Source organism: Pseudomonas sp. 7-41, from assembly GCF_021233075.1.
Lineage (GTDB): Bacteria > Pseudomonadota > Gammaproteobacteria > Pseudomonadales > Pseudomonadaceae > Aquipseudomonas > Aquipseudomonas veronii.
Window position 1 is genome coordinate 1,586,882 of sequence record NZ_CP089551.1, and the last position, 18,822, is coordinate 1,605,703.

Annotated in this window: 18 protein-coding genes and 1 pseudogene; 5 read left to right on the forward strand and 14 right to left on the reverse strand. The window is 60.1% G+C overall.

The genetic code is table 11. The annotated features are described in order from the left end of the window. Positions 1-55 precede the first annotated feature (55 nt). Positions 56-526, reverse strand: coding sequence for a bacterioferritin (gene bfr, locus LQ249_RS07025; RefSeq protein WP_017844621.1), 471 nt, complete (start codon positions 524-526; stop codon positions 56-58). A gap of 201 nt (positions 527-727) precedes the next feature. Next, positions 728-946, reverse strand: coding sequence for a bacterioferritin-associated ferredoxin (locus LQ249_RS07030; RefSeq protein ID WP_026139755.1), 219 nt, complete (start codon positions 944-946; stop codon positions 728-730). Between the two features lie 245 nt (positions 947-1,191). On the opposite strand from LQ249_RS07030, the gene LQ249_RS07035 reads away from it, so the two are divergent. After that, positions 1,192-1,794, forward strand: coding sequence for a peroxiredoxin (locus LQ249_RS07035; protein ID WP_017844622.1), 603 nt, complete (start codon positions 1,192-1,194; stop codon positions 1,792-1,794). Positions 1,795-1,858: 64 nt separating this feature from the next. Here LQ249_RS07035 and rnt read toward each other — a convergent pair whose 3' ends face one another. Both rnt and pyrC read right to left on the reverse strand, forming a co-directional pair. Further along, entirely contained in the window at positions 1,859-2,530 is a 672-nt protein-coding gene (gene rnt, locus LQ249_RS07040) for a ribonuclease T (protein WP_017844623.1), read from the reverse strand. Further along, positions 2,527-3,573: a dihydroorotase gene (gene pyrC / locus LQ249_RS07045; RefSeq protein ID WP_017844624.1), complete on the reverse strand. Its 1,047-nt coding sequence runs from the start codon at positions 3,571-3,573 to the stop codon at positions 2,527-2,529. Before pyrC ends, rnt begins: the two co-directional genes overlap by 4 nt. Before the next feature lie 156 nt (positions 3,574-3,729). On the opposite strand from pyrC, the gene LQ249_RS07050 reads away from it, so the two are divergent. The 3 genes from LQ249_RS07050 to LQ249_RS07060 all read left to right on the forward strand — a co-directional run bounded on the left by LQ249_RS07050 (position 3,730) and on the right by LQ249_RS07060 (position 7,230). Continuing rightward, positions 3,730-4,638 carry a flagellar protein MotY gene (locus LQ249_RS07050; protein ID WP_057005827.1) on the forward strand — a complete coding sequence of 303 codons (909 nt, stop codon included), beginning with the start codon at positions 3,730-3,732 and terminating at the stop codon, positions 4,636-4,638. 129 nt (positions 4,639-4,767) lie between these two features. After that, positions 4,768-5,985 (forward strand): argininosuccinate synthase, encoded by a 1,218-nt coding sequence (locus LQ249_RS07055; protein ID WP_017844626.1) that lies wholly within the window; start codon positions 4,768-4,770, stop codon positions 5,983-5,985. A gap of 612 nt (positions 5,986-6,597) precedes the next feature. Beyond that, positions 6,598-7,230: a response regulator transcription factor gene (locus LQ249_RS07060; RefSeq protein ID WP_017844627.1), complete on the forward strand. Its 633-nt coding sequence runs from the start codon at positions 6,598-6,600 to the stop codon at positions 7,228-7,230. A gap of 87 nt (positions 7,231-7,317) precedes the next feature. Here LQ249_RS07060 and LQ249_RS07065 read toward each other — a convergent pair whose 3' ends face one another. From LQ249_RS07065 to metG, 8 genes and pseudogenes are all read right to left on the reverse strand, one after another. Further along, the gene (locus tag LQ249_RS07065) at positions 7,318-7,497 is read right to left on the reverse strand and encodes a PA3496 family putative envelope integrity protein (RefSeq protein ID WP_017844628.1); all 180 of its coding nucleotides are present in this window, start codon (positions 7,495-7,497) and stop codon (positions 7,318-7,320) included. A 107-nt stretch (positions 7,498-7,604) separates the two neighbouring features. Next, positions 7,605-8,243 carry an endonuclease III gene (nth, locus tag LQ249_RS07070; protein WP_046384541.1) on the reverse strand — a complete coding sequence of 213 codons (639 nt, stop codon included), beginning with the start codon at positions 8,241-8,243 and terminating at the stop codon, positions 7,605-7,607. 25 nt (positions 8,244-8,268) lie between these two features. After that, positions 8,269-8,763, reverse strand: a complete 495-nt coding sequence (locus LQ249_RS07075) for an Rnf-Nqr domain containing protein (RefSeq protein ID WP_046384540.1) — start codon at positions 8,761-8,763, stop codon at positions 8,269-8,271. Beyond that, on the reverse strand, positions 8,756-9,340 hold the full coding sequence (locus LQ249_RS07080; RefSeq protein WP_057005822.1) for an RnfABCDGE type electron transport complex subunit G: 585 nt from the start codon (positions 9,338-9,340) through the stop codon (positions 8,756-8,758). The genes LQ249_RS07075 and LQ249_RS07080 overlap by 8 nt, the downstream gene beginning before the upstream one ends. Continuing rightward, positions 9,337-10,296, reverse strand: coding sequence for an RnfABCDGE type electron transport complex subunit D (locus LQ249_RS07085; RefSeq protein WP_057005821.1), 960 nt, complete (start codon positions 10,294-10,296; stop codon positions 9,337-9,339). The genes LQ249_RS07080 and LQ249_RS07085 overlap by 4 nt, the downstream gene beginning before the upstream one ends. A gap of 556 nt (positions 10,297-10,852) precedes the next feature. Further along, a pseudogene (rsxB, locus tag LQ249_RS31695) lies at positions 10,853-11,224 on the reverse strand (electron transport complex subunit RsxB); the annotation flags it as partial. A gap of 17 nt (positions 11,225-11,241) precedes the next feature. Then, a complete protein-coding gene (locus LQ249_RS07095; RefSeq protein ID WP_046485771.1) occupies positions 11,242-11,814 on the reverse strand; it encodes an Rnf-Nqr domain containing protein in 573 nt (190 codons plus the stop codon). Positions 11,815-11,917: 103 nt separating this feature from the next. Further along, the gene (gene metG, locus LQ249_RS07100) at positions 11,918-13,969 is read right to left on the reverse strand and encodes a methionine--tRNA ligase (protein ID WP_108525860.1); all 2,052 of its coding nucleotides are present in this window, start codon (positions 13,967-13,969) and stop codon (positions 11,918-11,920) included. 171 nt (positions 13,970-14,140) lie between these two features. Between metG and apbC the strand changes: the two genes are divergently transcribed. After that, complete coding sequence (gene apbC / locus LQ249_RS07105) at positions 14,141-15,235, forward strand: iron-sulfur cluster carrier protein ApbC (protein ID WP_046384535.1); 1,095 nt, start codon at positions 14,141-14,143, stop codon at positions 15,233-15,235. Positions 15,236-15,733: 498 nt separating this feature from the next. Here apbC and fdxA read toward each other — a convergent pair whose 3' ends face one another. Both fdxA and mutS read right to left on the reverse strand, forming a co-directional pair. After that, positions 15,734-16,057: a ferredoxin FdxA gene (fdxA, locus tag LQ249_RS07110; protein ID WP_003222178.1), complete on the reverse strand. Its 324-nt coding sequence runs from the start codon at positions 16,055-16,057 to the stop codon at positions 15,734-15,736. Between the two features lie 142 nt (positions 16,058-16,199). Then, positions 16,200-18,791, reverse strand: a complete 2,592-nt coding sequence (gene mutS / locus LQ249_RS07115) for a DNA mismatch repair protein MutS (protein WP_057005817.1) — start codon at positions 18,789-18,791, stop codon at positions 16,200-16,202. Positions 18,792-18,822 lie beyond the last annotated feature (31 nt).

Genomic DNA, 18,822 nt, shown 5'->3' on the forward strand with positions numbered 1-18,822 from the left:
AATGCGGGGCCCTTGAGTTTTTCGCGAGCAAACTCGCGCCTACCGTGAATAAGGGTTATTCACCCATCTGCGATTGCAGGTAGTTCTCCAGGCTGACCTTGTCGATCAGGCCCAGTTGGGTTTCCAGCCAGTCGATATGTTCTTCCTGGTCTTCCAGGATATCTTCCAGCAGTTCGCGGCTGCCGAAGTCCTTGGTCACTTCGCAGTGAGCGATGGCGGCCTTGAGCTCGCTGTGGCTCTTGCGTTCGAAGCCCAGGTCGCTGCTGATCATTTCGTGGGTGTGCTCGCCGATGTTCAGCTTGCCCAGGTCCTGTACGTTCGGCAGGCCTTCCAGGAACAGGATGCGCTTGATCAGGGCATCGGCGTCCTTCATGGCTTTGATCGATTCCTTGTACTCACGCTTGCCCAGCTTTTCCAGGCCCCAATCGTCATACATGCGCGCATGCAGAAAGTACTGATTGATCGCGACCAGTTCATTGCCAAGGATTTTGTTGAGTTGCTGGATGACTGAGATGTCGCCTTTCATGATTGGGGTCCTGCCCTTTATTCGCGGTATATAAGCAGGAGTCTGCGTGGCGAGCCCCTGAGTGTCAAACCTAAGTTATTGAATAATAAATGAAAATTAATCTGAATAAGAATGTTTATGTTCCGCGTCTTGGCCCTAACTAATTGAATTTCGGGCATAAAAAAGCCGGACACTAAGTCCGGCTCTTTAAAATACGTTGATTCAGGCGTGTGTAAATTCTGCTGAATAGGGCAGCGCGACCTGAGCTGTTTGCAGCTGCGTCAGGGTTTCCCGTACCACTTGCTTGGCGAGGCAAGCACATTTGCCACATTGGCTGGCAACGCCGGTCGTTTCACGCACTTCCTTGTAGCTGCAGCAACCTTCGTAGATTGCTTCGCGGATTTGTCCGTCGGTGACGCCAGTGCAGAGGCAGACATACATAAGGGAGAACCATCGCGGGTTTAAGGCTTAAGTGCGATGGATCTTAATGTTAACGAGAATGATTGTCAAAGTAGTTTTGCCGTGCTGGGCCGCGACTTTGCCTGTGCGCTGACGAACGGTTTTTTCAGTGTATGATGGTCGGTCTTCACGAAGCGTGACTGCGTCACAGGCTTGTCGCTTATGCGCGGCAGACTCGAGGCCGGTCCTTTTACTTCAATCGTCACCCCTGCATCAGGAGATATCCAATGAGCGTACTCGTCGGCAAACAAGCCCCGGATTTCGACGTACCTGCCGTTCTCGGCACTGGCGAAATCGTTGACAGCTTCAAGCTGTCTGAAGCCATCAAAGGCAAATACGGCCTGGTGTTCTTCTACCCGCTGGACTTCACTTTCGTCTGCCCTTCGGAGCTGATCGCTCTGGACCACCGCATGGACGATTTCAAGGCGCGTAACGTTGAAGTGGTCGCGGTTTCCATCGACTCCCATTTCACCCACAACGCCTGGCGCAACACTGCCATCAACGATGGCGGCATCGGCAAAGTCAAATACACCATGGCTGCCGACATGAAGCACGACATCGCCAAGGCCTACGACGTTGAGTCCGAAGGCGGCGTGGCGTTCCGTGGCGCGTTCCTGATCGATGACAAGGGCGTTGTGCGCTCGCAGATCATCAACGACCTGCCGCTGGGCCGTAACATGGAAGAGCTGATCCGTCTGGTCGACGCGCTGCAATTCCACGAAGAGCACGGCGAAGTCTGCCCTGCCAACTGGAAAAAAGGCGACAAAGGCATGAACGCTTCGCCAGAAGGCGTTGCAGCCTACCTGACCGAGAACGCCGGCAAGCTGTAAGCCTCGTTTGCGGTAAAAAAAACCGGCCTGAGAAGGCCGGTTTTTTTATGTGCGGGATTCCACTTCAGTCGTTGAAGTCTTCCCAGCCGCCCATCTGTTTCCAACGGTTGACGATGCCGCAGAACAGCTCGGCGGTCTTTTCGGTGTCATAGCGCGCCGAGTGGGCTTCGCGACCGTCAAAGTCGATACCGGCGGCCTGGCAGGCTTTGGCCAATACGGTCTGGCCATAAGCCAGGCCGGCGAGCGTAGCGGTGTCGAAGCTGGAGAACGGGTGGAACGGGTTGCGCTTCATGTCCAGCCGCGCCACGGCGGCATTCAGGAAGCCCAGGTCGAAGCTGCTGTTGTGCCCCACCAGGATCGCGCGTTTGCAGCCATTGGCCTTCAACGCCTTGCGCACGCCACGGAAGATATCGGTCAGTGCTGCTTCTTCACTCACCGCCATGCGCAGTGGGTGATCGAGCTTGATCCCGGTGAATTCCAGGGCCGCGGCTTCGATATTGGCGCCTTCGAACGGCTCGACGCGGAAGAAGTGGGTGTGTTCCGCGAACACAAAACCCTGTTCGTCCATGCCGATGGTGGTCGCGGCGATTTCCAGCAGCGCGTCGGTGGCGCAGTTGAAACCACCGGTTTCTACGTCGATGACGACCGGCAGATAGCCGCGAAACCGCTCGGCCATCGGGTGACGGGAACCGCCACCGCTGTGCTCGTGTTCGTCATCGTAATGGTCTTCACTCACTTGCTTTCCTCCAGCAGGCGCCAGCGCAGTGTTTCACCGGCGCGCAGCGGGATAACAGTCAGCTCGCCAAACGGCAGGCTGACGGGGGCAGTCCAGTCTTCACGGACCAGGGTGATGCGGTCGGTATTCGCCGGCAGCCCGTAGAAACGCGGGCCGTTGAGGCTGGCGAAGCCTTCGAGTTTGTCCAGGGCGTTGCGTTGGTCGAACGCTTCGGCGTACAGCTCGATCGCCGCATAGGCGGTGTAGCAACCGGCACAACCGCAGGCCGCTTCCTTGGCATGCTGGGCGTGGGGCGCCGAGTCGGTGCCGAGGAAGAACTTCGGGTTGCCGCTGGTCGCAGCGTCCAGCAGGGCCACCTGATGGGTGTTGCGCTTGAGAATCGGCAGGCAATAGAAGTGCGGCCGAATCCCGCCCACCAGCATGTGGTTGCGGTTGTAGAGCAGGTGATGGGCGGTGATGGTCGCGCCAACGTTGGCCGAGGCCTCGGTGACGAACTGCACCGCATCGGCCGTGGTGATGTGTTCGAACACCACCTTGAGGGTCGGAAACAGCTCGACCACCCGGCGCATATGCTCGTCGATGAAGATCTTCTCGCGATCGAACACGTCGACATCGCCGCGGGTGACTTCACCGTGGATCAACAGCGGCATGCCGACTTCGGCCATCGCTTCGATCGCCGGCAGGATCTTGTCGATGCTGGTCACGCCGGAGTCGGAGTTGGTGGTTGCGCCCGCCGGATACAGCTTGGCGGCGTGTACGAAACCGCTGGCCTTGGCCTCGCGGATTTCGTCGGGCTGGGTGCGGTCGGTCAGGTAGAGCACCATCAACGGTTCGAAGCGGCTGCCGGCCGGCCGTACAGCGAGGATGCGCTGGCGATAGGCGTCGGCCTGCGCGGCATTACGCACCGGAGGTACCAGGTTAGGCATGATGATGGCGCGGCCAAACGTGCGCGCAACATCGGCCACGGTGTGGGGCAACGCAGCACCATCGCGAAGATGAATATGCCAGTCGTCGGGACGCAGCAGGGTCAGGCGGTCGGACATTGGGGATTCCAGGCGGGTCAATCTGGTGGGAATGCTACCGGAAAAGACTCTTGCAGGCACTCGCTATCAAGTTTTGCAGGATGCATCCGATAGCCTTTGGTATGCCTTAACGATGTATGACGCTTTGAAGTGTTGTAGAAACCAGTGGAGCCTCCCGTGCGCCAGCATTATCTAGCCCTGCTCAGTGTGTTCGCCAGCCTGCCTGCGATGGCCCTCACGTTCCAGACACGTCTGGAGAATATTGAGTGGAAGGTGGAGGGCGACAAATTCGAGTGCCGCTTGACCCAGCCGATCACCGATTTCGGCTCGGGTGAGTTCGTGCGCCGGGCCGGCGAGCAGGCGACATTCCGTCTGAAAGCCTTTAACGGCTTGCTCGGCGCAGGATCGGCGACCCTGCTGGCGGCGGCTGCGCCATGGCAACCGGGCCGCGGCGATATCAACCTCGGCGCCGTGCGTGCCGGCAGTGGCGATGTCTTGTTCAACAGTTCCCAGGCCCAGGCCGGGCGCCTGTTCAATGGCCTGCTCGAGGGGCGCAGCCCGACCGTGCGGCATTACGGGCGTGAAGGCGGCTATTCGGAAATTCGTCTGTTGCCGGTGAAATTCAACAAAGCCTACAACGACTATCAACTGTGTACCGCCAAGCTGCTGCCGATGAATTACGATCAGGTCAAGCAGACCGAAGTTGGCTTCCCCGGTGGCGGTATCGAGCTGGACGCAGCGGCCAAGCGCAAGCTGGCGGTGATCGTCGAATTCATGAAGGCCGATCCGACGGTCAACCATATCGAATTGAACGGTCACTCCGACAACAGCGGCAATCGCCTGACCAATCGCGATGTCTCGCGCCGTCGCGCATTGGCGGTGATGGACTACTTCAAGGCCAACGGCGTGCCGGAATCGCAGATCACCATGCGTTTCCACGGCGAAAGCTACCCCTTGGCGCCCAATACCAATGCCGCCAACCGCGCGCGCAATCGGCGCGTCAATATCCAGCTCGAACGCGTGGCTGCCCCCGAGAAACCGGCGGTGCAAGCCAAGGGCCCGAGCAACCCCGCCGCTACGTCATAAGGTGCGACCATTGGTCGCCCGCTCGACATAATCTGTCGCTTTATCTTCATTTGCTGTCGCGCCCCTGTAATTTCGCGGTTTTGATCGGTAGAATCGTTGCCTTTCCGTAAAACCCCGTGGAGTGATGGCATGGCCGACGTAAACAAGGTCGTTCTCGCGTATTCCGGCGGCCTGGACACTTCGGTGATCCTCAAGTGGCTGCAGGATACTTATAACTGTGAAGTGGTGACCTTCACCGCTGACCTGGGTCAGGGCGAAGAGGTCGAACCTGCACGCGCCAAGGCGCAAGCCATGGGCGTCAAAGAGATCTACATTGACGACCTGCGCGAAGAGTTCGTCCGCGATTTCGTTTTCCCGATGTTTCGCGCCAACACCGTCTACGAAGGCGAGTACCTGCTGGGTACCTCCATCGCACGTCCGCTGATCGCCAAGCGCCTGATCGAAATCGCCAACGAAACCGGCGCTGACGCCATTTCCCATGGCGCCACCGGCAAAGGCAACGACCAGGTGCGTTTCGAACTGGGCGCCTATGCCCTCAAGCCGGGCGTGAAAGTGATTGCCCCTTGGCGTGAATGGGACTTGCTGTCCCGTGAAAAACTGATGGATTACGCTGAAAAGCATGGCATTCCGATCGAGCGTCACGGCAAGAAGAAGTCCCCGTACTCGATGGACGCCAACCTGCTGCACATCTCCTATGAAGGCGGCGTGCTGGAAGACACCTGGACCGAGCACGAAGAAGACATGTGGCGTTGGACCGTCTCCCCGGAGAACGCTCCCGACAAGCCGCAGTACCTGGAACTGACCTACCGCAACGGCGACATCGTCGCGCTGGACGGCGTCGAGATGACCCCGGCCACCGTACTGGCGACCCTGAACCGTATCGGCGGCGAACACGGTATCGGCCGTCTCGACATCGTCGAGAACCGTTACGTGGGCATGAAGTCCCGTGGCTGCTACGAAACCCCAGGCGGCACCATCATGCTGCGCGCCCACCGCGCGATCGAGTCGATCACCCTGGACCGCGAAGTGGCTCACCTCAAAGACGAGCTGATGCCCAAGTACGCCAGCCTGATCTACACCGGCTACTGGTGGAGCCCTGAGCGTCTGATGCTGCAACAGATGATCGACGCTTCCCAGGCTCACGTGAACGGCGTTGTGCGCCTGAAGCTGTACAAGGGCAACGTGATCGTCACCGGTCGCAAGTCCGATGAGTCGCTGTTCGACGCCAACATCGCCACCTTCGAAGAAGATGGCGGCGCCTACAACCAGGCGGACGCAGCAGGCTTCATCAAGTTGAATGCACTGCGCATGCGTATTGCGGCCAACAAGGGTCGCAAGTTGTTCTGAGTGTTCCCGTCGAAATGAAAAGTGGCCCCTTGTTCAGGGGCCATTTTTTTTGCCTGTAAAAAAGGCGCGGCGATCCTGATGTTTAAAGTTGTTTAGGTTTGTTTAAAGTCTATCGAGGTTCGTCGTTTCAGAAAGTTTGATGCCTGGCCCGCCGAGGAATGAATTATTTACACCTGAGTAGGAACTATGTCTTACAGAAAATTCACTCACAAAAGTGCGGCGTAGATGTAAGTCGCGGAAAGTTCTGTAGGAAATTTATGGTGTAAATAAATATGTTGAATGGAACTGAAATCATCAGGCTTTTTTTACCTGTCGGCCCATGCGGTCGCGACATGCAAGGGGCATTTCCTGAAACGGGTGTGCGCTGCGTTTACGGTTGCCCCCCTATTCACCGGATATTTCTCTCAAAATATGTGCGAGCCCGGAAAGGTCTGAAAGGCTCCATAAAACTCGAAACATCTGAGTTGGTGTTTTTTTGTAGGTTAATTCCTATCTCGTTGTGGGTTGGGTCTCTGCTTGCTGTTGCTTGGGGTGGAACGCTATGCCAACTAGGAAACGACTAGGCTATTGTGCTTGCTCTGAATAATTCGAACAGCGAAATTGGACTTTCTCATGAATAAAGTGCTGATCGTGGATGATCATCCCGTCATTCGTCTTGCTGTGCGCATGCTAATGGAGCGTCATGGTTATGAGGTCGTTGCCGAGACCGATAACGGTGTCGATGCGTTGCAACTTGCACGGGAACATATGCCGGACATTGTCATACTGGATATTGGAATTCCCAAACTCGATGGCCTGGAAGTTATCTGCCGGCTGTCGTCCACCAAACAGGCCACACCGTTCAAGGTGCTGGTCCTGACTTCCCAGGCGCCGGGCCATTTCTCCATGCGCTGCATGCAGGCGGGGGCGGCCGGGTACGTGTGCAAGCAGCAGGACCTGACGGAATTGCTGAGTGCCATCAAGGCGGTGCTGTCCGGTTACAGCTACTTTCCCAACCAGGCGCTGAATTCGGTGCGTTCTACCATGGGCAACGCCAGCGAGGCCGACATGGTCGAGCGCCTTTCGGGACGCGAGATGATGGTGTTGCAGCAACTGGCGCGCGGCAAAACCAACAAGGAGATCGCTGACGGTATGTTCCTCAGCAACAAAACCGTCAGCACCTATAAGACACGCTTGCTGCTCAAGCTCAATGCCCGCTCACTGGTCGATCTGATCGAGTTGGCTCAACGCAATGGCCTGGTCTAGAGGAGGGCGCCACCCCATGGCTGGATAGCCAGGCGAATCGGCAGAAAAAAGCCTCCGTGAGGGAGGCTTCCGGCCGTTCTCGGCTGATCAGAGGTCGAAATCGTAATCGGCCAGCTGTTTTTGCAAGCGTCGCTCTTCCAGAAGGTTGTCGATGGTGCGGCGTTTGCTTAGATTGGTCTTGGCCACCTCTACAGGTGCTTCCTGCCCATCGTCATCCGACTCGACAAGGTCATCGTCCACTTCCAGTTGTTCTTTGCCAGTGCTCATAACGTTAACTCCGGGCTAAGACTGCCGTTGGCGCTCCTTATAACGATATTCCATGAGCGGGTAAAAAAGATTTTTTCAATCGATAGATCGAAAAAACCTATGATCCCTCAATCGTCCGACGTCTTGTCCTTGTATTCGCACAGGTCTTCGATGCGACAGCTGCCGCAGCGCGGCTTGCGGGCCTGGCAAACGTAGCGCCCGTGAAGGATCAGCCAGTGGTGCGAATCGAGCAGATACGGCTTGGGGACAAACTTCATCAGTTGTTTTTCCACTTCCACCACATTCTTGCCGCGGGCAATGCCGGTGCGGTTGCTCACCCGGAAAATGTGAGTGTCCACGGCCATGGTCAGTTGCCGGAACGCCGTATTGAGCACAACGTTTGCCGTTTTGCGGCCCACGCCTGGCAAAGCCTCTAGCGCTTCGCGGGTTTGCGGCACTTCGCCGCCATGCCGCTCCACCAGTAGGCGGCAGGTCTCGATGACATTTTTCGCCTTGCTGTTGTACAAGCCGATGGTCTTGATGTATTCGGATAAACCTTCCACGCCCAAGGCATGGATCGCTGCCGGCGTGTTCGCCACGGGATACAGTTTGGCCGTGGCCTTGTTGACGCCGACGTCTGTGGATTGGGCCGAGAGAATCACCGCAATCAGCAACTCAAACGGCGTGGAGTAGGCCAGTTCGGTTTTGGGTTCCGGATTGTCTTCGTGGAGCCTGCGGAAAATTTCCAGGCGTTTTGCGGCGTTCATGGGGCAGGCGATTCCTTGCTGGCGGTCAGCGTGATTGTGAAAAATGGGCCCAGGCTTGCAACCCAGCGAGCAATAACCCGAGCAGGATAAACCCGGCCGGCATCAATGTGGTGGCGGCACTGGCGCGTAACAACCCCATGACGAGCATGAGCGCGGCGAACAGGCCGACCAACCGTAGCTGCGCCTTGCGCTGGCCCGCCTCAAAGAAACCATGGTGTTCCAGGACAACGCATTGCACGCTGATCAGCGCGAGGTAGATGCCCAACTGCTGATACAGCGGCAGCGCAAATGCCTGCAACAGTAGCTGCACACAACTGACCAGTGTCGCGGCGACCATCAAGCTGGCACCCAGCCGCAGGGACGCGCTCAGGCGCGAGCGCACCGCGCGCATGACCAGGCCGTAGAGCGTCACGGTCAACGCCGACAACGCCAGGAAGCTCAGGGCTTTGGGCAGGGTGTCAGTCACCCCGAGCAACGGTGCCAGCATCGCTGCATTGGCCAGGCCAACGGCTCTAGTCATGGGCGTCGGGCTCCAGCAGGGATGAGCGGTGCTCGTCGAAATAGCGCAAAGCGTCATGGGTGGCGCTGATCACCGCTCGAGAGGTGAGGGTGGCACCGGCTATTTGATCGACGGTCGAGTCTTGCATGTCCGTGCGCGAACGCCCCTTGAATGAGGCCAGCCAAGGGTTGCCGGGCTGGCTGATAAGCCCGCCCAGGGTTGGGGTTTCCGATTGCGCCAGGGTCTTGATGCCCAGCAGCTTGCCGTCGCGGTCAATGGCGATCAGCAGTTCGATCGGGCCGGCATAGCCGCTGGTGCTCAACCGCAGCAGCACCGCGCTGGGTTGGCCCGACAGGCTGACCCGATAGCCACCCAGCAGTTGGCTCTCCTCCAGCGGCTGCGCAGCGATCGGCAGCGGTTGCTCCAGCGGCTGATTGTCATAACGGTCGGCGGGTAGCAGGTCGAGCAATGCCTGGCGCTTCAGGGCCAGGGCCTGGCGCGCGGCGTGATCGGCAGTCAGGTGCTGAAGGGTCAGGATCAGCGTGCCGCCGCCGATAGCGATCAGCAACGCCAGCAGTACGCCTCTGTGCGACTTCATAGGCTGACCGCCGGCTGTTTCGCGGCCACCAGGCGTTCCAGCGCCGGCACGGCCAGGTTCATCAGCAGCACCGCAAAGGCTACACCGTCCGGGTAACCGCCCCACGTGCGAATCAGATACGTCAGCAGGCCCACGCCCACCCCGAACAGCAGCCGGGCCCTGGGGCTTTTTGGGCCGGAGACCGGCTCGGTGACGATAAAAAATGCGCCGAGAAGCGTGGCGCCCGTCAGCAGATGAAACAGCGGCGAGCCGTGAGAGTCAGAGCCCGAGCCATTCCAGCACAGCAGGCTGATCACAAACAGGCTACCCAACATGCCCAAGGGCGCGTGCCAACTGAATACCCGCTGGCGCAACAGCCACAGCCCGCCGGCCAGAAACGCCAGGTTCACCCACTCGCTGCCCTTGCCGCCGACATGCCCAAATGCCGGGTTGCGCGCGAACAGTTCATCGATGGTCAGGCTTTTGTTCAGTCGCAGGGCGTCCAGTGCCGTGGCCTGGGCCCAGGCATCGGGCGCGTCGCGGTGCAGGCCGAATACCTGTTGTGCGCCGGCCAGCAGGTCCATGCCGTGGGTGGTCGGCCAGTGCGTCATGAGTTGCGGAAAGGCCACCAGCATCGACGCATACCCGACCATCGCCGGGTTGAAGGGGTTGCGCTGGCCGCCGTACAGGTGCTTGCCCAGCAGCAGTCCACTGGCCACGGCCGCCACGCACAGCCACCAGGGGCAATAGGGCGGCAGTGCCAGGGCGAGCAGGGTCGCGCTGACCAGGCTGCTCAGATCGCCGCCACGCGCCCCCCGCAGGCGTTGCACGCCCGCATCGACCAGCAGTGCGCAGCCCGTCGCCAGCAACAGATTGATCAACACGCCCCAACCGAACAGCCAGAACATTGCCAACCCACCCGGCAGTGTCGCCAGCAACACCCGTTGCAGGGCCTGTTGAGGCTCAAGCGTGGCCATGGGCATCCACCTGGCGCTGTGCTGCGTCGAGATTGGCGTGTGCCTCGGCCAGTTGCTGTGGGTCGGCGTTCCGATCCTGGGCTTTCTTCAATTCGGCGCGCCGCATTGCCAGTTGGATCTTGGCGCGCTTGAGATCGGCGGTGTTAGCGGGGGCCGGCGTTGCAGGCGCGGGCTTCACCTCCAGAGCGGCCAATGCCTGCTCCGCGGCTTCGAACTGTTGTTGCAGCACGATCAGTTGCGACTGCTGTTCAAAGGTGGGCGGATGCCCGAATGCCTTCAAGGATTTATGCAACTGCGCACGGCTCATCGCCACGTTGATCTTGGCTTTCTTGATCGCGGCGTCCTGGGCTGCCTGCGCCGCATCGATCGGCACGGCGGCCAACGGCGCGGCTCGCTTGGCGCGGGCCAGGCGTTCGGCCTGTTTGTGTTCTTCTTCCCGTTGCAGGCGCGCGTTGCGTTGCTCAAAGCGTCGCCGTGCGCGGTCTCGCTTCAAGCCGCGCGCGCGGCGCTGGTGGTCGTTGGTCGCCAGGCCGCCGACAATCGGCAGCACCGCCACTAGCGGGCGCATCTCGATGCAATCGACCGGGCAGGGCGCGACGCACAGGTCGCAACCGGTGCATTCGTCGATGATCACGGTGTGCATCCATTTGGCCGCGCCGACAATTGCATCCACCGGGCAGGCCTGGATGCATTTGGTACAGCCGATGCATTCGGCCTCACGGATGTAGGCAATCTGTGGTGGCGCTTCGCCGCGGCTGGTATCCAGTGCCAGTACCGGCACGTTCAGCAACTGCGCGAGCGCGCCGATCGTTTCCTGCCCGCCCGGCGGGCACTTATTGATGGCTTCGCCTTGGGCGATCCCTTCGGCGTAGGGCTTGCAGCCCGGGTGCCCGCACTTGCCGCATTGGGTTTGCGGGAGCAGCGCGTCGATACGTTGAATCAGGCTCATGCTTTGATCATTGCGTTGAAACCCAGAAAAGCCACCGCCATCAGCCCGGCGCTGATCAGTTCGACCGGCAGGCCGCGGAAGGGCAGCGGGATGTCGTTGTCGGCGATGCGCTGGCGCAAGTCGCTGAACAGGCTCAGCACCAGCCAGAAGCCGAGCCCGGCGCCCACGCTCAGTGCCGCCATGTGCGCCAGCCCCTCATCATCTTCAATGCCCAGCAACACCACGCCCAGTACCCCGGCGTTGCCCAGCAGCAGCGGCCATAACCCTTCCGTCGGCAGCGTAGGGCGCAGGCGCGTGAGCGCGCCGAGCACGGGGCGGATCAGCAGCGCGGTCAGCGGTAAAAACACCCACAGTCGCAGGGCAGTCAACCCCAACGGTTGCAGCACGTAGTGATCCAGCAAATAGGCCAGCACGCCGCTCACTGCCATCAACACGGTGGTGGCAATCCCCAATGCATGCACCCGCGAGCGTGAATGCGCGGCCAATATCGGGTCGACGGCCAACGGCATCTGCAACACGAGGTTGTTGATCAGGGCGGCGCTGACAAGGGTGAGGAGCATATCGGTCATGGGCATGCCGGTTAAGCGAACAGGGCCTGATTATCCGGCAAGCGAGAAGGGGGTACTAGCTGAAAAGCCCTGTCGCCGCGACGACAGGGCTGTTTTGCAGGGCTTACTTGATGCGTTGACCCGGCTTGGCGCCGCTGTCAGGGCTCAGCAGGTAGATTTCTTCGCCGCCGGGGCCGGCCGCCATCACCATGCCTTCGGAAATACCGAACTTCATTTTCCGCGGCTTGAGGTTGGCGATCATCATGGTCAGGCGACCATTGAGCTTGGACGGGTCCGGATAAGCGCTCTTGATCCCGGAGAACACGTTGCGTTGCTCGTCGCCGATATCGAGGGTCAGGCGCAGCAGCTTGTCGGCACCTTCCACGGCTTCGGCCTTGAGAATCAGCGCAACCCGCAGGTCGACGGCGGCAAAGGCGTCGAACTCGATCTCCGGGGACAGCGGGTCCTTGACCAGTTCACCGTTGCCAGCCGGGTTCGATTCGCCGGTGTCGGTCGGGCTGGCGACCAGGTCTTCTTTCGACGCGTCGCTCATGGCCTGGACTTTTACCGGGTCGATACGGGTCATCAATGGCTTGAACTCGTTCAATTGATGGTTGCTGAGCAAGCTGGCGTGGTCGTTCCAGGTCAGCGGCGCGACGTTGAGGAACGCCTCGGCATCCGCGGCCAGCAACGGCAGCACCGGCTTGAGGAAGATCACCAACTGGCGGAACAGGTTGATGCCGGTGGCGCAGATGGCCTGGACTTCCGCCTGCTTGCCTTCCTGCTTGTTCAGCGACCACGGTGCCTTGTCGGCGATCCACGCGTTGGCGCGGTCGGCCAGGCCCATGATCTCGCGCATGGCGCGGGCAAAGTCGCGGGCTTCATAGGCATCGGCGATGCTTGGCGCGGCGGCCAGGAACGCGTCGGTCAGTTCCGGTGCGGCATTCTCGGCCACCAGCACACCGGCATTGCCCTTGTGGATGAAACCGGCGCAACGGCTGGCGATGTTGACGACTTTGCCGACGAGGTCCGAGTTGACCTTCTGTACGAAGTCTTCCAGGTTCAGGTCAAGGTCGTCGACACCACGGCCCAGCTTGGACGCATAGTAGTAGCGCAGGTATTCCGGCGACAGGTGATCCAGGTAGGTGCGCGCCTTGATAAAGGTGCCACGGGACTTGGACATCTTCTGGCCGTTGACGGTCAGGTAGCCGTGTACGTTGATGCCGGTCGGCTTGCGGTAGCCCGCACCTTCGAGCATCGCCGGCCAGAACAGGGCGTGGAAGTTGACGATGTCCTTGCCGATGAAATGGTACAGCTCGGCGGTGGAGTCCTTGCCCCAGAACGCATCGAAGTCCAGCTCCGGCGTGCGCTTGCACAGGTTCTTGAAGCTGGCCATGTAGCCGATCGGGGCGTCCAGCCACACGTAGAAATACTTGCCCGGCTCGCCTGGGATCTCAAAGCCGAAGTACGGCGCATCGCGGGAAATGTCCCACTGTTGCAGCCCGGCATCCAGCCATTCGGCGATCTTGTTGGCGACGGCGTCCTGCAGGGTGCCGCTGCGCGTCCAGGTTTGCAGCATCTGCTGGAAATCCGGGAGCTTGAAGAAGAAGTGCTGGGAATCCTTGAGCACCGGTGTGGCGCCGGAGATCGCTGACTTGGGGTTCTTCAGGTCGGTGGGGGCGTAGGTGGCACCGCATTTTTCGCAGTTGTCGCCGTACTGGTCCTCGGTGCCGCATTTCGGGCAGGTGCCCTTGATGAAGCGGTCGGCCAGGAACATTTTCTTTTCCGGGTCGAAATACTGCGTGATCGAGCGCGTGGCAATGTGCCCGGCGTCCTTCAACCGCAGGTAGATCTGGCTCGACAGCTCGCGGTTTTCGTCGGCGTGGGTCGAATGGAAGTTGTCGAAGTCGACCAGGAACTCGGCAAAGTCGGCGCTGTGTTCAGCCTGCACATTGGCGATCAGTTGTTCCGGGGTGATGCCTTCCTTTTCGGCGCGCAACATGATGGCCGAACCGTGGGCGTCGTCCGCGCAGACATAGATGCATTGATTGCCGCGATGCTTCTGGAAGCGCACCCACATGTCGGTCTGGATGTACTCAAGCATATGGCCAAGATGGATGGAACCATTGGCATAGGGCAGGGCGCTGGTGACGAGGATCTTGCGTGGCTCGGACATGGGGCTCGGCTACTCGATGAAACGGAGGTCGGCCACTATAAAGCGCCGGCAAATATATTTCACCCCGTGGCGCTGTTTCAGCATCTTCCCAACCTGCGAAAGCATGCCGTTAAGCCGCTGGAACGGTTAGGATAGCCGCCTGTTTCAGTCAGTCTTTTTCGGGAGTAGCCCATGAGCGCCGTTAATCGCGCAGCGGTGGAAGCCGTTCTTCGCCAGTACACCGACCCCTATTTGAACCAGGATCCGGTCAGTGCCGGTTGTGTCCGCGCCATCGAGATCCAGGGCGACCAGGTGTCGGTCCGGATGGAGCTGGGCTATGCCGCCGGTCTGTTCAAGAGCGGCTGGGCGCAGATGCTGCAAATGGCCATCGAAGGCCTCGACGGCGTGCGTTCCGCCAAGGTCGACATTCAGTGCGTGATCGCGCCGCACAAGGCCCAGGCGCAGATCCCCGGCCTGGCCAACGTGAAGAATGTGGTGGCCGTGGCCTCCGGCAAGGGCGGCGTGGGCAAATCCACCACGGCGGCCAACCTGGCGCTGGCGCTGGCGCGCGAAGGCGCCCGCGTGGGGATTCTCGACGCGGATATCTACGGCCCGAGCCAGGGCGTGATGTTCGGCATTGCCGAGGGCACCCGCCCGAAAATCAAGGACCAGAAGTGGTTCGTGCCCATCGAGTCGCTGGGTGTGGAAGTGATGTCCATGGCGTTCCTGACCGACGACAACACGCCGATGGTGTGGCGCGGGCCGATGGTTTCCGGCGCTTTGCTGCAACTGGTGACCCAGACCGCCTGGGGCGATTTGGACTACCTGGTGATCGACATGCCGCCAGGCACCGGTGACATCCAGCTGACCCTGGCGCAAAAAGTCCCGGTGGCCGGTGCGGTGATCGTGACCACGCCGCAGGACCTGGCGTTGCTGGACGCGAAGAAAGGCGTGGAAATGTTCCGCAAGGTCAACATCCCGGTGCTGGGCGTCGTGGAAAACATGGCGGTTCACATCTGCTCCAACTGTGGCCATGCCGAGCACCTGTTCGGTGAGGGGGGCGGCGAGAAGTTGGCGACCCAGTACGGCGTCGAACTGCTGGCCTCGCTGCCGCTGGCGATGGTGATTCGCGAACAGGCCGATGGTGGCAAACCGACAGTGGCGGCCGAGCCTGATGGCCAGATCGCCATGGTTTATCAGGAACTGGCGCGTCACGTGGGCGCGCGGATTGTCCTGCAAGAAGCGGCTTCACCGGCCATGCCGACGATTACAGTCAGCGACGACTGAGTCATTCGCAGGAAACAAGCCCCGCTATTGTCGGGGCTTTTTCTTGTCCGCCGAACGGCCAGGTATCGCTTGTCAGGCTCTTACGCAGTTGCTCGTGTAAGCATTTGCTTACTCTCGCGTAAGTGTTTGGTTTTTTTTGCGCTTCCGGACGTCTCAAATTGTCTGGTCATATTTCTAATCAATTGAAATATAACAATTATTTATTGGCTCGCGAGAGCGAAAGCTCGGCAGGCGACGGGTTGGGTTGCGTTGTACTTCCCTGGGAACTGGTTACTATCAGTCCTGTGTCCACGGATTGACACAGCCATCAAGGAACGATGGTTTGAAGGAACGTCGCAGGATGCGATTCATCAGGATGATGAAAAAGGAATACAGGGACTAGGGAAAAAATGTGGGCGGGTCATACCGCCCCTTTTTTCGCCTGCAGAAAAGTGAAATGCCTGCCCCTGAACGCAAAAAAGGCCCGCAAGGGGCCTTTTTTGTTGGGCTGCGGCGCTGTCAGCGCTCGAGATCTTTGATCTTGCCTTTTACGCCATCCCACTCTTCGGCATCCGGCAGCGACTCTTTCTTCTCCGTGATGTTCGGCCAGATTTCCGCCAGTTCGACGTTCAACTGGATAAATTCCTGCATATCTTCCGGGACCTCGTCCTCGGAGAAAATAGCGACGGCCGGGCATTCAGGTTCACACAGGGCGCAGTCAATGCACTCATCCGGGTGGATCACCAGGAAATTCGGGCCTTCGTAGAAGCAGTCCACCGGACAGACTTCTACGCAGTCGGTGTATTTGCACTTGATGCAGTTGTCGGTGACGACGAAGGTCATTTCTAATTTTCTCCTCAGGCGGCGGCAGCGAAACCCCTTATGGTGGGGCCCGCGAGGTTTGAGAGCGATAATCTGCGAGCCAGGCTAAAAGCCCGCAGCATCCCAAACCGCGCGAGATAATATCAGCTTGCAAGCGTCTGCGTTAGATCTGTGTCTTCAGTGTATAGAGCATTTCCAGCGCTTTTCGCGGTGTCAAGTCGTCCAGGTCAAGTTTTGCCAATTCATCCAGCACCGGATGGGGCAGGCTGGCGAACATATCGCTCTGGTGTGGCGCGTTGGATTTGCTGTTGCTCTTCTTCGGGCTGGCGACCACGGTGTCGTGGGGCAGGGCGGTGGCTTCCAGGCGGCTGAGGTGCTCGCGGGCGCGGCTGATCACGTCGTTCGGCACACCGGCCAACTGCGCCACGGCCAGGCCGTAACTCTGGCTGGCCGGCCCTGGCAGCACATGGTGCAGGAACACGATACGTTCGTTGTGCTCGGTGGCATTGAGATGCACGTTGGCCACCAGCGGCTCGCTTTCCGGCAGCACGGTCAGCTCGAAGTAGTGGGTGGCGAACAGCGTATAGGCGCGCAGATGCGCCAGGCGCTCGGCCGCCGCCCAGGCCAGGGACAGGCCGTCGAACGTGCTGGTGCCGCGACCGACTTCGTCCATCAGCACCAGGCTGCGCTCGGTGGCGTTGTGCAGGATGTTCGCGGTTTCGCTCATCTCCACCATAAAGGTCGAGCGGCCGCCGGCGAGGTCATCGCTGGAACCGATCCGCGTGAAGATGCGGTCCACCAGGGACAGCTCGCAACTGGCCGCTGGCACAAAGCTGCCGATATGCGCGAGCAACACGATCAATGCGGTCTGGCGCATGTAGGTGGATTTACCGCCCATATTCGGACCGGTGATCACCAGCATGCGGGTTTCGTCATCCAGCGACAGATCGTTAGCGACAAACGGCGTGGTCAATACCTGCTCCACCACCGGGTGGCGCCCCTGCACGATACGCATGCAGGGTTCGCTGACAAACCGCGGGCAGTTCAAGTCAAGGTTCAGCGCACGCTCGGCCAGGTTGCTCAGCACATCCAGCTCGGCCAGGGCGGCGGCGGTGTCTTGCAGTGGCGCGAGGCGGCTGATCAAGTCTTCGAGCAACGCTTCATACAGCATCTTTTCCCGCGCCAAGGCCCGGCTCTTGGCCGACAGCGCTTTATCTTCGAACGCTTTCAGCTCGGGGGTGATGAAGCGTTCGGCACCTTTAAGGGTTTGACGACGTTGATAGTCGATGGGCGCCTGCTCGGCCTGCTTGCTCGGCAACTCGATGAAGTAGCCATGCACACGGTTGTAGCCGACCTTCAGGTTGGCCAGGCCGGTGCGGGCTTTTTCGCGGGCTTCCAGGTCGATCAGGAACTGCCCGGCGTTTTCGCTCAGGGACTGCAGTTCATCCAGTTCGCTGTCGTAACCGGTCTTGAGTACGCCGCCGTCGCGGATGATCGCCGGCGGGTTGTCGATAATGGCTTTTTCCAGCAGGGCCGCGAGGTCCGGGTAGGTGCCAGTGGTGACGGCCAGCTGTTGCAGGTGCGGCGTGTCCAGTTCGGTCATCGCCGCTTGCAACTGCGGCAGGGCGCCGAGGGCATCGCGCAGGCGCGCCAGGTCGCGCGGGCGTGCGTTGCGCAGGCCGATCCGCGCGAGGATGCGCTCGATATCGCCGATTTCTTTCAACTGTGGCTGCAGCTTTTCGAAGCGATAGCCGTCGAGCAGGCAGGTAATCGACGTCTGCCGCGCTTGCAGCACCGTCAGGTCGCGCAACGGACGGTTCAGCCAGCGCGTCAGCAAGCGGCTGCCCATGGCGGTCTGGCAACGGTCGACCACCGATTGCAGGGTGTTGTCGCGCCCGCCCGCCAGGTTGGTGTCCAGCTCCAGGTTGCGACGGCTGGCGCCGTCGAGCACCACGGTATCGTCCAGGCGCTCATGGCGCAGGCTGCGCAAGTGCGGCAGGGCGGTGCGCTGGGTTTCCTTGGCGTAGCTGAGCAGGCAACCGGCGGCGCCGATGGCCAGGGTCAGGGTTTCGCAACCGAAGCCCTTGAGGTCCTGCACGGCGAACTGCTGGCACAGACTTTTCAGCGCCGAATCACGCTCGAAATCCCACGGCGCGCGACGCTTGGTCCCACGACGACGTTCCGCCGGCAGGTCCTTTGGCCAATCATCCGGGATCATCAGCTCCACCGGATTGATGCGCTCCAGCTCCGCCAGCAGGTTCTCCCAGCCTTTGGTCTCCATCACGCTGAAGTTGCCGCTGGTGATATCCAGCACCGCCAGACCGAACAAGCGCTCGTCGCCGAGCACCGCAGCGATCAGGTTATCGCGACGCTCATCAAGCAGCGCCTCATCACTCACCGTCCCCGGCGTAATAATACGCACCACCTGACGCTCAACCGGCCCTTTGCTGGTGGCCGGGTCGCCGATCTGCTCGCAGATCACCACCGACTCGCCCAGCTTCACCAGCTTGACGAGGTAGCCTTCCAACGAATGGTAAGGAATCCCACACATCGGAATCGACTGCCCCGCCGACTGCCCACGCGCGGTCAGGGTGATGTCCAGCAACTTGGCGGCTTTCTTCGCGTCTTCGTAGAAGATCTCGTAGAAATCGCCCATGCGATAGAACATCAACTGATCAGGGTGCTGGTTTTTCAGGCGCCAGTACTGCTGCATCATTGGGGTGTGGGAGGACAGATCGGAAGTGGTTTTACTCATCAGATAATTAGCGAATTCGTTAAAAGGAGTG

Coding starts and splice junctions, on each gene's coding strand:
- bfr (WP_017844621.1), bottom strand. CDS start 526: ATGAAAGGCGACATCTCAGTCATCCAGCAACTCAACAAAATCCTTGGC.
- LQ249_RS07030 (WP_026139755.1), bottom strand. CDS start 946: ATGTATGTCTGCCTCTGCACTGGCGTCACCGACGGACAAATCCGCGAA.
- LQ249_RS07035 (WP_017844622.1), top strand. CDS start 1,192: ATGAGCGTACTCGTCGGCAAACAAGCCCCGGATTTCGACGTACCTGCC.
- pyrC (WP_017844624.1), bottom strand. CDS start 3,573: ATGTCCGACCGCCTGACCCTGCTGCGTCCCGACGACTGGCATATTCAT.
- LQ249_RS07055 (WP_017844626.1), top strand. CDS start 4,768: ATGGCCGACGTAAACAAGGTCGTTCTCGCGTATTCCGGCGGCCTGGAC.
- LQ249_RS07060 (WP_017844627.1), top strand. CDS start 6,598: ATGAATAAAGTGCTGATCGTGGATGATCATCCCGTCATTCGTCTTGCT.
- LQ249_RS07065 (WP_017844628.1), bottom strand. CDS start 7,497: ATGAGCACTGGCAAAGAACAACTGGAAGTGGACGATGACCTTGTCGAG.
- nth (WP_046384541.1), bottom strand. CDS start 8,243: ATGAACGCCGCAAAACGCCTGGAAATTTTCCGCAGGCTCCACGAAGAC.
- LQ249_RS07075 (WP_046384540.1), bottom strand. CDS start 8,763: ATGACTAGAGCCGTTGGCCTGGCCAATGCAGCGATGCTGGCACCGTTG.
- LQ249_RS07080 (WP_057005822.1), bottom strand. CDS start 9,340: ATGAAGTCGCACAGAGGCGTACTGCTGGCGTTGCTGATCGCTATCGGC.
- LQ249_RS07085 (WP_057005821.1), bottom strand. CDS start 10,296: ATGGCCACGCTTGAGCCTCAACAGGCCCTGCAACGGGTGTTGCTGGCG.
- LQ249_RS07095 (WP_046485771.1), bottom strand. CDS start 11,814: ATGACCGATATGCTCCTCACCCTTGTCAGCGCCGCCCTGATCAACAAC.
- metG (WP_108525860.1), bottom strand. CDS start 13,969: ATGTCCGAGCCACGCAAGATCCTCGTCACCAGCGCCCTGCCCTATGCC.
- apbC (WP_046384535.1), top strand. CDS start 14,141: ATGAGCGCCGTTAATCGCGCAGCGGTGGAAGCCGTTCTTCGCCAGTAC.
- fdxA (WP_003222178.1), bottom strand. CDS start 16,057: ATGACCTTCGTCGTCACCGACAACTGCATCAAGTGCAAATACACCGAC.
- mutS (WP_057005817.1), bottom strand. CDS start 18,791: ATGAGTAAAACCACTTCCGATCTGTCCTCCCACACCCCAATGATGCAG.